We start from the raw sequence: 15045 nt of genomic DNA, 5'->3' as shown, positions 1-15045 counted from the left end.
TCGTTTACGTCAACGTCAACTACTGCAAAGACGCGTACCCTTGGACGATCGCAGCGTCAGCGCCTCGGACCGCGCCATGCTCTGGCGGTCGACGGTGACCGCCGCCAGCGTCGCCCTGCCCGTGCACAATGCCTGGCACGCATCGGCGACGGTTGCGGGAAACACGATCCGGTCGCCGTCATATTGCGCGACGATCCGGCAGTCGCCGAACGTCAGCCTGAGCGCGGTCCCCTCGCGCTCGGCGACACCCGTCGCGGCACAGCCCTGGTCCTCGCCATAATCGACGCTGACGCCGATCCGGCTGGTCTTCCCCGTTCCGACCACGCACAGCCGGTCGGTGTCGCGCGCCCATGCCCCCTCGAGCGGCGCCTCGGGATCGGACACGATCCCTGCCCGCTCGGCGGCGGCCTCGAGTCGGGCGCCAGCGCTGTCGCCCGTCGTCGCGGACGGCGCGCGATCGCACCCCGCGACGACGAGCGCGAGCAGGAGGATCGCCCTCACTCGGCGGGGACCAGCGCGTCACCTTCCAGACGACGGAAGAAACAACTGCGCGCACCCGTATGGCAGGCCGGTCCTGCCGCATCGACGATCAGCCACACCGCATCCTGATCGCAGTCGATTCGCACCTCGGCGACGCGCAGCACGTTTCCCGACGTCTCGCCCTTCTTCCAGAGCGCCTGTCGGCTGCGCGACCAGAAATGCGCGGCACCCGTCGTCTGCGTCAGCGCGAGCGCCTCCGCATTCATATGCGCGACCATCAGCACGTCCCCCGATACGCGGTCGGAAACGACCGCGGTCAGCAGACCGGCGGAATCGAATTTCGGGTCGAGCGTCAGGCCCGTGTCGCGGCTATGTGTCATCGCGCGGATATAGCCCAAAGCCACCGCGATGCGACCAGTGACATGCGATCGGGTGCGCAATGTTATTACAAAGAGGCGACAAACGCATGAACCGCGACTATAGGGCGGGCTCCGCACGACGTGAGACCCGGCATGCTGACCACAAACCCCTATGATGACGACAAACTCCGCGAAGAGTGCGGGGTGTTCGGCGTATCTGCGACCGATGGCGCGGCCGCGCTCGTCGCGCTCGGACTGCACGCGTTGCAGCATCGCGGGCAGGAAGCCGCCGGCATCACCACCTTCGACGGCGCGCATTTCCATACGCATCGCGCAATGGGGCATGTCGCTGGCAACTTCGATCGCGACGACGTCATCCGCGCGCTTCCCGGCACCGTCGCCTGCGGTCATGTCCGCTATTCGACGACCGGCGAGACCGCGCTGCGCAACGTCCAGCCGCTCTATGCCGAGCTGTCGACGGGCGGGTTCGCCATCGCGCACAACGGCAATATCTCCAACGCCATGCGGTTGCGCCGCGAACTGGTCCGGCGCGGATCGATCTTCCAGTCGACGAGCGATACCGAGACGATCATCCACCTCGTCGCGACCTCGAACTACCGGACGCTGCTCGATCGCTTCATCGACGCGCTCAAGCAGGTCGAGGGCGCCTATTCGCTGATCGTGATGACCCCCGAAGGCATGATCGCCTGCCGCGACCCGCTCGGCATCCGGCCGCTGGTGATGGGCAAGCTCGGCGACGCGGTGATCTTCGCGTCCGAGACGGTCGCACTCGACGTCGTTGGCGCGACGTTCGTCCGCGCGGTCGAGCCGGGTGAACTGGTCATCGTCCAGGGCACCGAGATCCGCTCGATCCGTCCGTTCACGCCGATGGCGGCACGCCCCTGCATCTTCGAATGGGTGTATTTCTCGCGGCCTGATTCGATCGTCGAGGATCATTCGGTCTATTCGGTGCGCAAGGCGATCGGTGCACAGCTTGCGATCGAGTCCCCCGTCGATGCCGACCTCGTCATCCCCGTCCCCGACTCGGGCACGCCCGCGGCGATCGGCTATGCGCAGCAATCGGGCATTCCGTTCGAGCTCGGCATCATCCGCTCGCATTATGTCGGCCGCACCTTCATCTCGCCCGGCGACAAGGTCCGCCATCTCGGCGTCAAGCTGAAGCACAACGCCAACCGCGCGCTCATCAAGGGCAAGCGAGTCATCCTCGTCGACGATTCGATCGTCCGGGGCACGACCTCGCTCAAGATCGTCCAGATGATGCGCGAGGCCGGCGCTGCCGAAGTTCACATGCGGATCGCCAGCCCGCCGACGCGGCATTCGTGCTTCTACGGCGTCGACACGCCCGAGCGCACCAAGCTGCTCGCAGCCCAGCTCGATCTCGGCGGCATGACGGGCTTCATCCACGCCGACAGCCTCAACTTCATCTCGATCGACGGGCTGTACAAGGCGCTGGGCGAGGCCAAGCGGGCGGACATTCGTCCCAAATATTGCGACGCGTGCTTCACGGGCGATTATCCGACGACGCTGACCGACCATGACGAAGGCGCCGAGGTCGATCAGTTCGCGATGCTCGCCGAGCGCGTTATCTAAAGATCCCGGAGTGAACATGACGGACAAGCCTCTCGAGGGCCGGCTCGCGCTGGTCACCGGTGCCAGCCGCGGCATCGGCGCCGCCACCGCCGTCGCGCTGGCGGCACAGGGCGCGCACGTCGTCCTGACCGCGCGGACCGCGGGCGGCCTCGAAGAGGTCGAGACGGCGATCCATGACGCCGGCGGTTCAGCGACGATCGCCCCGCTCGACCTCGCCGAGAGCGACGCGATCGCGCGGCTGGCGACGGCGATCGGCGATCGCTGGGACGCGCTCGATATCCTCGTGCTCAACGCGGGGATGCTCGGTTCGCTGTCATCGGTCCCCGCGATCGACCCCAAGGAGATGGCGCAGGTCCTGACGCTCAACGTGAGCGCGCAGGCCGCTCTCATCACCGCGTTCGACCCGATGCTCAAAAAGGCGAAGTCGGCCCGGGTCATCGGCGTCACCTCGAGCGTCGGCCGCAAACCGCGCGCTTATTGGGGGCTCTACGGCGCGTCGAAGGCCGCGTTCGAGACGCTGCTCGGCGCCTATGGCGACGAGATGGCCGAGATCAGCGGTATCCGTACCGCCATCGTCGATCCCGGCGCGACCCGCACCAAGATGCGCGCGCGCGCCTATCCAGGCGAGGACCCGAAATCGGTGAAGGATCCGCAGGTCGTCGCCGACCGCATCGTCGCGCTGGCCATCGACGGGTTCGAACCCGGCCATTTCGAACGCGTAGCCTGAAACCTGCCCCTTGCGGGGCAGACCTTCAGCGTCGTTTCACCAGCGTGACCTGCGCGACGTCGATCCCGCCCCCGCGGAACCCGCCTTCGCAATACATCAGGTAATAACGCCACAAAGCGACGAACTTCGCGTCGAGCCGCGCCGGCAGACGGCCCTGCGCGACGACCGCATCGAACGCGACCCGCCACCGCCGGCACGTCTCCGCATAATGCAGCCCGAACCCGCGCCGGTCTTCCCAAACGAGCCCGCGCGCCTCGGCGAGCGCGCGGAACCGCGGCTCGGACAACAGCATCCCGCCCGGAAACACGTAACGCTGGATGAAATCGACGCTTGTCGAATATGCGTCGAAGATCGCATCGTCGATCGCGATATACTGGATCGCCGCACGCCCGCCCGGCTTCAACGCCCGTGCAATCGCGTCGAGATAGGCCGGCCAATAGGCCTCGCCCACCGCCTCGACCATCTCGATGCTCGCCACCGCGTCATAGGTGCCCGTGACGTCGCGGTAATCGGTCAGCGCGACCGTGACGTTCGTCAGCCCGGCGTCCGCCATGCGGGTGTCGACCTGCCGTTTCTGCTCGGTCGACAAGGTCAGGCCGTGGACCGACACGCCGGCACGCGCCGCCAGTTCGGCAAACGACCCCCAGCCGCACCCGATCTCGAGGATCCGGTCGCCGGGCTGCGCCGCGGTGCGATCGAGGATCGCCTGCAACTTGGTCGTCTGCGCCTGTTCCAGCGTCTCCGCCTCCGACACCGGCTCGGCGAACAGCGCGCTCGAATAGGTCAGGCCGGGATCGAGCCAGAGCTCGTAGAAGTCGTTGCCCAGGTCGTAATGCGCCGCGATGTTGCGCCGCGATCCCTCGCGGTGGTTGCGGCGCATCCAGTGCCAGAGCCGCGCCGACAGCCGCGCGACCCCGCCCGACCGCGCGGTACGTCCCAGCGAACCACGGTTGCGCATGAAAAGGTCGAACAGCGGCACGGGATCGGGGCTCGACCAGTCGCCCGCGGTCCAGCCCTCGTACCATCCGACGGACCCCGCGGTCGCGAGCCGGATCAGCGCGCGCCAGCGGTGGAGCGTGACGACGGGGACCGGTCCGGGCGCGCGCCCGCCGATCAGCCGGCGCGTTCCATCGGGCAGGACCGCCTCGATCGCCCCGCTCTCCAGCCCGTCGTCGATCCGGTCGAGCATGCGGTGAAAGATCGGCGCAGCCAGACGCGCCAGCGTCGTCGCCGCGGGGGACTGGGGGTCATCGAAAGCGGGAACGGCGGTCATCGCGGCGCTCCATGCAACAGCGCCGCGACGGTGAAAAGAGACTAGCGTGCGTGGCGACCCGCATCGAGCGCGCGTTCCCGGCCTTCGCGGTGGCCGATGATCTTCGCCGGATAGTCGTCCGGCCGGCATCCGGACTCGTCGGGGTCATGGATCGCATCGCCCTTCAGTCCGGCAAGCTCGGGTACCCACGCGCGGATATAGTCGCCTGCGTCGAATTTTTCCGACTGCGACAGCGGTGCCATGATCCGCCCGAACATGTTCGAATCGACCCCCGTCCCTGCGACCCACTGCCAGTTCACCGAATTGTTCCCGTAATCGGCGTCGACCAGGCAATCCCAGAACCACCGCTCCCCCTCGCGCCAGTCGATCAGCAGATGCTTTACGAGAAAGCTCGCGGTGATCATGCGGACGCGGTTGTGCATCCACCCCGTCGTCCAGAGCTGCCGCATCCCGGCATCGACGATCGGATAGCCCGTCCGCCCCGTCTGCCACGCCTTCAAATCCGCTGCGGCCGCCTTGCCCGTGCGCCACGGCAGCGCGTCGAACTTCGGCCGCCCATTTGCCTTGCCGTAATCGGGCATCGCCAGCACCACGCCGTCGGTGAAGTCGCGCCACGCCAGCTCCTTCAGGAAGGTCGTCGCATCGCCGTGGCCCTCGACCGCATGCCACACCGTCCGCGGCGAGATCTCGCCGTGATGCAAATGCGGCGACAGGCGCGACGTCCCCTCGATCGAGGGCATGTTGCGGTCGACGTCATACGCCTCGACGATCGATGCCATCGCCTTGGCATTCTTCAACGCCTGCGCTTCACCAGGCGTCCAGTCGTCGAACCCGCCCGACCAGTCGGGCTTGGTCGGCAGCAGGTCCCAGGACGCGAGCGTATCGCTCTTCGGCCACGAACCGGGCGCATGGATCACATGGGGGACCGGCTCGGGCTCGGGCGGTGGCATCATCTGGTTGAGCGCCTTCCAGAACGACGAATAGACGCGGAACTGGCCACCCGACCCGGTCTTCACGTCCTCGACCCGCCTGAGGTGATTGCCGTCATGCAGGCACAGCCGATCGCCCAGCGCGTCCTCGGCCTTGCGCCACCAGGGCTCGTAATGCCGGATCGCATGGATCTGCGTCGCGCCTGTCTCCTCCAGCAGCGCCGTCAGAACCTCGACCGCATCGCCGCGACGCAGGATCAGCCGCGACTCCTTGTCCTTGAGCGCCTTGCCGTGCGCCGCCAGGCTATGGTGCAACCACCAGCGCTGCGCGCCGCCGATCGCCCAGTCGCCGGGTGCGTCGTCGTCGAGCACATAGACCGGGATGACCGGGCCCGCCGCGGCGGCTGCGATCAATGCGGGGTGGTCGTGAAGGCGAAGGTCCTGGCGCAGCCAGAGAATCGTGGGTGTCGTCATCGACCGTTCAACGTCGCATCCGATGATCCGGAGCCACGCCCGGCAAAAGTTTCACCGAGCGTCATGATCGCGGTGACGTGACGCTGCGCGATCTCGAGCGCTTCGTCGCCGTAACCGCCCCCCACGGTACTCGCAAGCGGCACGCCGCGCGCGATCGCAAGCCCCGCGATCAGCCGCTCGCGGCGGACCAGTCCGTCGAGCGTGAGCGACAGCCGACCGAGCCGGTCGCCCGCAAACGGATCGACGCCCGCCTGGTAGAGGATCAGGTCGGGCCGGACCTCGTCGAGCAGCGGCACGAGCGTCTGCTGCAGGATGTCGAGATAGCCGGCATCGTCGACCCCGTCGGGCAGCGCGACGTCGAGCGACGACCGCGCCTTGCGGACGGGGAAGTTCTTCTCCGCATGGATCGAATAGGTCGCGATCTCGGGCCGTCCGGCAAGCAGTGCCGCGGTTCCATCACCCTGATGCACGTCGCAATCGACCACCAGAATGCGCTGCGCATCGCCCTGCTCGACGAGCCGGACGGCCGCGACCGCGAGATCATTGAACACGCAATAGCCGGCGCCCGTCTCCGCCAGCGCATGATGGCTGCCCCCTGCGGTATTCGCGGCAAAGCCGTGGAGCAGCGCGAGTTTCGCGGCCAGCCATGTCCCGTCGGGCACCACGACCGCACGCTTCGCCACCGCCTCGGTCACTGGAAACCCGATGCGCCGCTCCTTCAGCGCGGGGACGCGCGCCTCGATCACCTCGGCGACATAATCGGGGTCGTGCACCGCCTCGAGCCACTGCCGCGGCGTCGCCCCGGGTTGATGCCACGACAGCCTGTCGCCGTGTGCGAGCAGCAGATCGCGGATCAGCCCGTTCTTGTTCCAGCGATAGGTCGAGCGCGCCGGTGCGGCTGCGACATAGTCGGGATGATGCACGACATGGATCATGCGGCGCCTATTCGTGGAGGTCGAACCACACCGGCCGCGTGACGAAGAGGTCGGCTGCCCGTTCTCCCGTCGCAAGCCGGGTGTCGCCCCACCAGTCGTCCGCCGCTCCCGCTGCGTCCATGGCAAGCGCTGCCCCGCGCAGGACGATCGCCACGCGCAGCCTGGTCCCGCCCGCGGTACGCTCGAAGGCGAGCACCTGCTCCGCGCGGTCGCCCGTCACCCCGATCGGCGTATAGGACCCTTGCGCAAAGACCAGTGGCTGGCGTTTGCGCAACGCCAGAAGTTCGGCGATCAGGCCAAGCTTGGCGCTTCCCCCGCTCGCCAGAAGTGCCCGGCGTTCGGCGTAATCGACCGGCCGGCGGTTATCGGGATCGACAAGGCTGAGATCGGCAAGCTCGGCGCCCTGATACAGGTCCGGCACGCCCGGAACGGTATAGCGCAGCGCCGTCTGGACGAGCGCGTTGGCCTCGCTCGCACGCTGCGTCGCGTCGACGAGGTCCGCCATATCCCTGAGGAACGCCGCCGACCGTTCGGGATCGAGCAGCACGCCGACGAGAGCGTGGCACCGTTCTTCGTAGGCCTCGTCCGGGTCCTCCCAGGACGAACGCAGCTTGGCCTCGCGCAACGCCTTTTCCTGCCAGCCGATGATCCGTTCGGCAAAACGGCCCAGCCCCGGTGCGTCGTCGGGCAGCAGTGCTTCGGGCCATGCGCCGAACAGCGTCTGCAACAGCATATAGGCATCGTCGGGTGCGATCGTCGCGTCGATGGCGGACACCTGTGCCAGCCAAGGGGTGACGCGCTCGCGCCACAGCGCGGGCACCTCGGACAATACCGCGAGCCGCGCGCGGACATCCTCGCCGCGCTTGTGGTCATGCGTCCCCGACGCGAGCATCGCCCGCGGCCAGTCTGCCGCACGACCGCGCATCAGGGCATGGAATTCGTCGTTGCCCAGCGCGAACGCGGCGGGATCGAACCCGACGTCGTTGCGCGAGAGCAGCCGGCCATAGCGATAGAATGCGGTATCCTCGACCGCCTTCGCCGCGATCGGGGCGGACAATTGCTGGAACCGGCGGACCGCGTCCGCAGCACGCTCGGCATCGCCCGGCCCTTCGCCCGCCAGCCAGTCGAGGATCCGGTCGACGACCACGCCTTCGCCCGGCGCGAGATGGGGCGTGACACGGTCGCGCGCGGTCGCGCGGATCGCGGCATCCGCGACCGGTGCGGCGTCGCCCGTGCCGTAGGTGCGATAGACCGGGAACACCCAGAGCAGCCGCTCGATCGCACGGCGTATCATGCCCGCGGTCAGCCCGTCGCACGCGGGTGTCGACCGGGCGAGTGCGACGAACGCCTCGACGCACCGCTGCAACTGCCCCTCGAACTGCCACGACAGCATTTCCTGCCGCGCGCGCAGTTCCTCGGGCCCGAACGTCGCGGATCGCCCGCTGACCTCCGCCCACAGCGCGGCGAGCGGTTCCGCCCCGGCCGGGTCATGGAGCAACGCCGTGACCTGCGCCATGAAGTCGTACCCGCTCGTGCCGTCGACACCCCAGTCGGTCGCCAGCGGTTCGCCCTCTGCCAGGATCTTCTCGATCACGATATAGGCCGGCCCGCGCCCCGCCTGCGGCTCGATCGCGTCGAACCTCGTGCGCAGCATCCGGCAATAGCCCGCCGGATCGGTCAGACCGTCGACATGATCGACGCGCACCCCGTCGATCAACCCTTCCGCATACAGCCTAAAGAACAGCGCATGCGTCGCCTCGAACACCGCGGGATCCTCCGCGCGCAACCCGGCGAGATCGTTGATCGTGAAGAAGCGGCGCCAGTTCAGATCGTCGTTCGCGGTCCGCCACGATGCCAGCCGGTAATGCTGGCGATCGACGAGCGTCGCGAGATCGTCGGTCGCCGCAGTCGCACGGTCCTCGGATCGCAACGGCAGCCGGTGTTCGCCATAGGCGACGAGCATGGGCGTCCCGTCGATCGTCTCGACCGCAAGCCCGCCCTCGTCGATCACCTGCCGCAGCGGATCGCCGAGGATCGGCAGCACGATCTTCTCGCGCCAGTCGATGTCGAAAAAGGCCGCGAAATCGCTTTGCTCCCCGCGCGCGAGCACGTCATGCCACCAGCGATTCTCGCCGCCCGCAACACCCATGTGGTTGGGGACGATATCGACGATCACCCCCATGCCGTGCGCCGCGAGCTGGTCGGCGAGCCGCCGAAAGCCGTCCTCGCCACCCAGCTCGGGGTTGATCCGCGTCGGATCGACCACGTCATAGCCGTGCGTCGATCCCGTCCGCGCGGTCGTGATCGGCGATGCGTAGAGATGGCTGATCCCGAGCGCGGCCAGATACGGGACCTGCGCCTCCGCATCGGCGAAGGTAAAGTCCTTGTGGAACTGCATGCGATAGGTCGCGCGTGGCGTCATGAGGGTCTCGCGGTATTGAGAAGGGCGACACGGCGTGCGGTGTCGGGATGACGCAGCAGTACGTCGACGGTGGCCGGCATCCGCCGCCGCCAGTTCGGATGTTCGTCGGTCGTCCCCGGCAGGTTGGGCTGTTCGACGAGGCCGAGCAGGTCCTCGAACGGGATGATCGCAAGCGCGCACGGTGTCCGCGCGACGTGCGCGATCGCGGCATCGATCACCGCGGCCGGGTCCTCGGGCGCCGGTTCGGGACCATCCGCACCAAGCGCCGTCCACAGCCGTGACCGATCCAGCGCCCGGTTCGCCCGGTCCGCGGCTTCGTCCGCCGCCTCGGCACTGCGGCCCAATCGCCACGTCCAGTCGATGTCGCGGCCGCGCCACCATCCGGCGATCGTCGGGAGGTCGTGAGTCCCGGTCATCGCAACCGCGTCGCGCGACCAGCGATCCGGCCGGACGAACGCGCCATCGGCGTCGCGTTCGAACCAGAGCACGCGCATGCCGAGCATCGCACGCGCGTCCATGACCGCGCGGAAACCCTCGGGCATCGTGCCCAGATCCTCGCCGATCACCACCGCCTGCGCGCGGTGCGACTCGATCGCGATGATCCGCATCAGGTCGGCAAACGGCATGTCGAGATACGCACCCTCGGCGGCCGAACCTCCGTCGGGCACGACCCAGAGCCGCCGCAGTCCGAACGCATGATCGATCCGCAACCCGCCCGCATGCGTGAGCGCAGCGCGGATCGTCGCGATAAACGGGGCAAACCCCGACCGCACCAGCGCACGCGGGTCGAACCCGGTGATCCCCCAGGCCTGTCCATCGGGGCCGAGCGGATCGGGCGGTGCGCCGATCGACAACCCCGTCAGCAGGTCGCTGCCACGGCTCCAGCCATGGCTGCCACCCGCGTCCATACCCATTGCGAGATCGGCGATCAGGCCGAGCGCCATGCCCCCATCGATCGCCGCCTTCTGCGCGGCGGCCAGCCCGGTCACCGCGCGCCACTGCAGAAAGACGTGGAAGTCACAGTCGGCACGATGCTCGTCGATGAACCGCGCGACCGCATCGCTCCCGCAATCGTGAAACGCCTCGGGCCAGTCCTGCCAGCCTCGTGCCCCCGTCGCCGCGAAGAAATGCGCGTGGATCGCATCATAGGCGGCGTGCCAGCCAAGCGCCTCGCCCCCCGCCTCGCGAAACGCCGCCAGATCGGCGCGCGATTGCTCGGACAGCGTATCGAGCGCATGCCGTAAGGCGCGCAGCTTGACCGGCGAAGCCGACAGCCAGTCGATCAGGTCATCGTCTGCCCCTCCCTCCGACCGATCGCCCATGTCCGTGCTCGCGAGCATGACGTTGACGAACTGCCGGCTCGACGGTGCATAGGGGCTGAAACGGTGCGGATCGCTCGGGAACAGCGCGTGCGTCGGGCTGATCGCGATCATGTCGGCCCCGGCCGCGGCAAAGTCGCCCGCGGCGGCTGCGAGCGAGCCGAAATCCCCGAAGTCGTTCGGTCCCGCATCGCGCAAGCTCGGGATCTGCACCGCCGGGCCCCAGAGCCGCTTGCCGGCGACGCGGTCCTCGACCGAAAAGCAGCGCTCGGGTGCGATCGCCACGCCGATACGACGGTCGCCGATCTCGAGCACATGATAGCCGGTCCGATCGATCGCCGGGACCTCGCCGGCGTCGACGAGGATGTCGCGCGCCCCCCCGTCCTCGAACCGCAGGACAGCGGGCCCGCCGATCCCGGCGATCGTGAACGGCGTTCCGGCATCGGCCGAGACAAACGCCCGCGGCGCGGCGCGCTCCGCCTCGGCCGCGGCGATGCTCTCGGCGATCGCGGCATCGTCTGTGGCCGGCAGCCCCAGCGCGGCGAGGATCGTGCGGAGCGCGTCGTCCGATACGGTTTGCGCGCGACCGCCCGCATCCTGCCACTCGGGCTGCAGCCCCGCGAGGCGCGCGAGCGCGTGGAGCCTGCTCATTGCGACAGCCACACCCTGACGCACGGCCCCGCGTCCGTCGCCCCATCGGCGAACACCACGTCGCCCTCGACCGCGGGAAACACGACCGCCTCGTCGCCCAGGTTGAGCGCGATCGTCAGCACCGCACCATCGCCCATCCGCCACCGCGCCACGACGGCGCGCTCGTCGATCGCCTCGGCGCCCATCGCCACTGCACCGCGCAGCCGCGGCACGATCACGCGGTGCCGAAGCGCCAGCAGGTCCGAATAGAGCGTGCGCCACCGTCCGGCCTCGGGTCCGTCGCGCGGGACCGACGCGGAAAACGTCGCCAGCGCATTGGGATCGGGGATCGCCGCGCGCGCGTCCTCGTCGGCGAACGCCGCGAACTTCGCGAATTCCTTGCGCCGCCCCTCCCGGACCGCATCCGCCAGCTCGTCGTGGAAGTCGGTGAAGAACAGGAACGGGGTATCGCTCCCCGCCTCGTCGCCCATAAACAGCAACGGGATCTGCGGCGACAGCAGCAGCAACGCGGTCGCCGCACGCAGCCGCGCCGGATCGGTGAGCATTGTCAGCCGCTCGCCGAGCGCACGATTGCCGATCTGGTCGTGGTTCTGCAGGAACGACACGAACGCGGTCGGTGGCAGATGCCCGCTCGGCTTACCCCGCGGCCGCCCGTCATGGTTAGGCGACCCCTCGCCCTGGTAGATGAAACCCTCGCCAAGACAGCGCGCGAGCCGCTCCGCGGGTCGATCGGCGAAGTCGGCGTAATAGGCGCTCGTCTCGCCCGTCAGCAGGACGTGCAGGACGTTGTGAAAGTCGTCGTTCCACTGCGCGTCGTACGCATCGGCGCGCAGCCGCTCGGCATCGTTGCGTTCGTTCTCCAGCACGAGGTGGACGGGCCGGTCGCCGGTCGACGCACGGATCTCGCGTGCCATCGCGTCGAGGAACGCATCGTCGTCGATCGCGTGCACCGCATCGAACCGCAGGCCGTCGATCCGGTATTCGTTGATCCACATCAGCGCGTTGTCGATGAAGAACCGCCGCACCGGCTCGCGATCGACCGCGACCGCGCCGCCCCACGGCGTGTCGACATCGGCATGGAAGAACGGGCTTGCATAGCCGCCGAGGTAATTCCCGTCGGGGCCGAAATGATTGTAGACCACGTCGAGGAACACCGCGATGCCGTGCTCGTGCGCGGTATCAACCAGGGCCTTGAGCGCGTCCGGCGTGCCATAGCTTTCGGCGACCGCATATGGCAGCACGCCGTCATAGCCCCAGTTTCGCGTGCCGCCGAACGCGTTGACGGGCATCAGCTCGATCGCGGTGACGCCCATCGCGGCCATTCCGGGGATGTGCGTCGCCACGCCGGCAAAGCCACCGAGCGCGCCGACATGGACTTCCTGGATGACCATCTCCTCCCAGGCGCGCCCCTGCCAGTCGGTCCGCCAGCGATACGCGTCGGGGTCGACGACGACGCTCCAGCCGTGGACGCCGCCATCCTGCTGTCGCGACGCCGGATCGGGGACGACATCGTCATCGTCGAGCCGGAACCGATAGCGTGCCCCCGCCGTGACCGCCGCCTCGACGGTGAACCAGCCTTCCGCATCGCGCCACATCGGCGTGGTGGGCGCACCGTCGATCTCGAGCGTCACCGCGTCGCGATCCGGCGCCCAGAGGCGGAACAGCGTCCCGTTCGCGTCGCGCCGCGGCCCCCACGCACGCTGCGTCACGGCTGCATCGTCCAGGTCAGCAACGCCGCGCCCTGCGCCGGCAGGTCATAGCTGTCGGCAATCGCCATCGGCGCCTGCTCGGGCTTGGCGCTGTCGATCAGCACGGTGCGCTCGACGTCCGCGGGTGGCGGCATCGTAAAGGTCAACGGCCCTTCCGAGGCGTTCAGGAGCAGCGAGATCACCTGTACCCTCCCGTCGGGGCATTGCGCCGCACGACGCATCACCAGCGCGCGCCCGTTGGTGTTTTCCCAGTCCTCGGGGGACAGCTGGACGCCGCGCTCGTCCCACCATTCGATATCCTTCAGGCCTTCCGCGGGCGTGTCGTCACCGTACAGGAAGTTGTTTGCGCGGAGCATCGGATAGTCGCGGCGCAACGCGGTCAGCCGTGCGGTGAAGTCGATCAGCGCATCGCCCTCGGCCGACTTCGCCTGTGTCCAGTCGAGCCAGCTGATCTCGTTGTCCTGGCAATAGGCGTTGTTGTTGCCACCCTGCGTCCGTCCGAACTCGTCACCCGCCACCAGCATCGGCGTGCCGAGCGACGCGAACAATGTCGTCAACATCGACCGCGCGACGCGCTTGCGCGTCTCGGCGATCTCGGGATCGTCGGTCGGTCCCTCGACACCCCAGTTACGCGAACAATTGTTCGAATGGCCGTCGCGATTGTCCTCGCCATTGGCGGCGTTGTGCCGCTCCTCGTACGTCGTCGTATCGGCGAGCGTGTATCCGTCATGCGCACCGAGCAGGTTGACGCTCGCCCAGGGCCGCCGCGCACGCCGGTCGAACAGGTCGCCCGACCCCGTCAGACGCGCCGCCAGATCCGCACGCTGCGCATGATCGCCACGCCAGAACTTGCGCACCGTATCGCGGTACTTGTCGTTCCACTCGGCAAAGCCCGGCGGGAAATTGCCGAGCTGATACCCGCCCGGCCCGATGTCCCACGGCTCGGTGATCAGCTTCAACCGGCCTAGTACAGGATCCTGCCGCAGCACGTCGAAGAACCCGGCACCCGGATCGAACCCGTCATCCGTCCGCCCCAGCGTCAGCCCGAGATCGAACCGGAACCCGTCGATCCCGAAGCTCGTCGCCCAGTAGCGCAGCGAATCCGCGACCATCTGGATCACGCGCGCCTTGGTCAGGTTGAGCGTGTTCCCCGTTCCCGTATCGTTGATCGAGAAGCGCGGCTGATCCTTGACCAGCCGGTAGTAGCTCGCATTGTCGAGACCGCGCCACGACAGCGTCGGCCCCTGCTCGGACCCTTCGCAGGTATGGTTGTAGACGACGTCGAGGATGACCTCGATTCCCGCCGCATGCAGCCGCCGGATCGACCGCCGCAGTTCATTGTGGCTGTCGGTCGCGAAGAACGACCGCTCGGGGGTGAAGAAATTGAGGGTGTTGTAGCCCCAATAGTTCCGCAGCCCCTTCTCCTGCAGGAACCGATCCTGCGTATAGGTATGGATCGGCAACAGCTCGAGCGCGGTGACGCCGAGCCGCTTCAGGTGATCGATCACCTTAGGGTTGCCCAGCGCCGCGAACGTCCCGCGCTCCGACGGCTGGACCTCCTCGAACAGCTGCGTGAGGCCCTTGACGTGCGCTTCGTAGATTACCGTCTCGGACCAGGGCGTGTTCGGCCGCACGTCGCGCGACCAGTCGAAATGACTGTCGGTCACGACGCCCTTGGGCATCGTCAGCGCATTGTCGCGGCGGTCGAAGCTCAGATCCTCGCGCGACGACTTCACCTGATAGCCGTACATCGCATCGGTCCAGCGCAGCTCGCCCGTCATCGCCTTGGCATAGGGGTCGAGCAGCAGCTTGTTGGGGTTGAACCGGTGGCCTTCCTCGGGCGCATAGCGCCCATAGGCGCGGTAGCCATAGGCGAGGCCCGGCTGCGCATCGGGAAGATAGCCGTGCCAGACCTCGTCGGTCCATTCGGTCAGCGGATAGCGCTTCAGCTCGCGCCGACCATTCTCGTCATAGACGCACAGCTCGATCTTCTCGGCGTTGGCCGAATACACCGCGAAATTGACCCCCAACCCGTCGAACGTGGCACCGAGCGGATAGGCCGAACCGGCCTCGAGCGTATCAGGCAGAATATGCAATGCGGACCCCCAGGAATTTTCACCGACACACGGTATTTTAGCCGTAGATCGGCATGTCAG

Annotated in this window: 11 protein-coding genes; 2 read left to right on the top strand and 9 right to left on the bottom strand. The window is 67.8% G+C overall.

Annotation, left to right across the window (positions count from 1 at the left end):
• Nucleotides 1–15: 15 nt before the first annotated feature.
• Together ASE72_RS14765 and hisI are read right to left on the bottom strand one after the other, a co-directional pair.
• Nucleotides 16–501 carry a hypothetical protein gene (locus ASE72_RS14765; protein WP_056022985.1) on the bottom strand — a complete coding sequence of 162 codons (486 nt, stop codon included), beginning with the start codon at nucleotides 499–501 and terminating at the stop codon, nucleotides 16–18.
• Nucleotides 498–860 (bottom strand): phosphoribosyl-AMP cyclohydrolase, encoded by a 363-nt coding sequence (hisI, locus tag ASE72_RS14760; protein ID WP_056024207.1) that lies wholly within the window; start codon nucleotides 858–860, stop codon nucleotides 498–500. The genes ASE72_RS14765 and hisI overlap by 4 nt, the downstream gene beginning before the upstream one ends.
• Nucleotides 861–992: 132 nt before the next feature.
• Between hisI and purF the strand changes: the two genes are divergently transcribed.
• Together purF and ASE72_RS14750 are read left to right on the top strand one after the other, a co-directional pair.
• Entirely contained in the window at nucleotides 993–2450 is a 1458-nt protein-coding gene (gene purF, locus ASE72_RS14755; RefSeq protein ID WP_056022982.1) for an amidophosphoribosyltransferase, read from the top strand.
• Between the two features lie 16 nt (nucleotides 2451–2466).
• Complete coding sequence (locus ASE72_RS14750) at nucleotides 2467–3177, top strand: SDR family NAD(P)-dependent oxidoreductase (protein ID WP_056022979.1); 711 nt, start codon at nucleotides 2467–2469, stop codon at nucleotides 3175–3177.
• 25 nt (nucleotides 3178–3202) lie between these two features.
• Here ASE72_RS14750 and ASE72_RS14745 read toward each other — a convergent pair whose 3' ends face one another.
• From ASE72_RS14745 to glgX, 7 genes are read right to left on the bottom strand one after another with little or no spacing between them, the layout of a single operon-like run.
• Entirely contained in the window at nucleotides 3203–4450 is a 1248-nt protein-coding gene (locus ASE72_RS14745) for an SAM-dependent methyltransferase (RefSeq protein ID WP_082446110.1), read from the bottom strand.
• Between the two features lie 41 nt (nucleotides 4451–4491).
• On the bottom strand, nucleotides 4492–5853 hold the full coding sequence (locus ASE72_RS14740; RefSeq protein WP_056022976.1) for a cryptochrome/photolyase family protein: 1362 nt from the start codon (nucleotides 5851–5853) through the stop codon (nucleotides 4492–4494).
• Complete coding sequence (locus tag ASE72_RS14735; RefSeq protein WP_056022973.1) at nucleotides 5850–6788, bottom strand: histone deacetylase family protein; 939 nt, start codon at nucleotides 6786–6788, stop codon at nucleotides 5850–5852. Before ASE72_RS14735 ends, ASE72_RS14740 begins: the two co-directional genes overlap by 4 nt.
• A 7-nt stretch (nucleotides 6789–6795) precedes the next feature.
• Nucleotides 6796–9210: a malto-oligosyltrehalose synthase gene (gene treY / locus ASE72_RS14730; RefSeq protein ID WP_056022970.1), complete on the bottom strand. Its 2415-nt coding sequence runs from the start codon at nucleotides 9208–9210 to the stop codon at nucleotides 6796–6798.
• On the bottom strand, nucleotides 9207–11180 hold the full coding sequence (malQ, locus tag ASE72_RS14725) for a 4-alpha-glucanotransferase (RefSeq protein WP_056022967.1): 1974 nt from the start codon (nucleotides 11178–11180) through the stop codon (nucleotides 9207–9209). The genes treY and malQ overlap by 4 nt, the downstream gene beginning before the upstream one ends.
• Complete coding sequence (gene treZ, locus ASE72_RS14720; protein WP_056022964.1) at nucleotides 11177–12889, bottom strand: malto-oligosyltrehalose trehalohydrolase; 1713 nt, start codon at nucleotides 12887–12889, stop codon at nucleotides 11177–11179. Before treZ ends, malQ begins: the two co-directional genes overlap by 4 nt.
• On the bottom strand, nucleotides 12886–14985 hold the full coding sequence (gene glgX / locus ASE72_RS14715; RefSeq protein ID WP_235532374.1) for a glycogen debranching protein GlgX: 2100 nt from the start codon (nucleotides 14983–14985) through the stop codon (nucleotides 12886–12888). The genes treZ and glgX overlap by 4 nt, the downstream gene beginning before the upstream one ends.
• Nucleotides 14986–15045: the final 60 nt, after the last annotated feature.

Origin of the sequence: Sphingomonas sp. Leaf20 (assembly GCF_001421535.1) — a bacterium.
Taxonomy (GTDB): Bacteria; Pseudomonadota; Alphaproteobacteria; order Sphingomonadales; family Sphingomonadaceae; genus Sphingomonas.
This window is presented reverse-complemented; position numbering and strand designations above follow the sequence as displayed.

Coding starts and splice junctions, on each gene's coding strand:
- malQ (WP_056022967.1), bottom strand. CDS start 11,180: ATGAGCAGGCTCCACGCGCTCGCGCGCCTCGCGGGGCTGCAGCCCGAG.
- ASE72_RS14740 (WP_056022976.1), bottom strand. CDS start 5,853: ATGACGACACCCACGATTCTCTGGCTGCGCCAGGACCTTCGCCTTCAC.
- ASE72_RS14735 (WP_056022973.1), bottom strand. CDS start 6,788: ATGATCCATGTCGTGCATCATCCCGACTATGTCGCAGCCGCACCGGCG.
- ASE72_RS14745 (WP_082446110.1), bottom strand. CDS start 4,450: ATGACCGCCGTTCCCGCTTTCGATGACCCCCAGTCCCCCGCGGCGACG.
- ASE72_RS14750 (WP_056022979.1), top strand. CDS start 2,467: ATGACGGACAAGCCTCTCGAGGGCCGGCTCGCGCTGGTCACCGGTGCC.
- treY (WP_056022970.1), bottom strand. CDS start 9,210: ATGACGCCACGCGCGACCTATCGCATGCAGTTCCACAAGGACTTTACC.
- hisI (WP_056024207.1), bottom strand. CDS start 860: ATGACACATAGCCGCGACACGGGCCTGACGCTCGACCCGAAATTCGAT.
- purF (WP_056022982.1), top strand. CDS start 993: ATGCTGACCACAAACCCCTATGATGACGACAAACTCCGCGAAGAGTGC.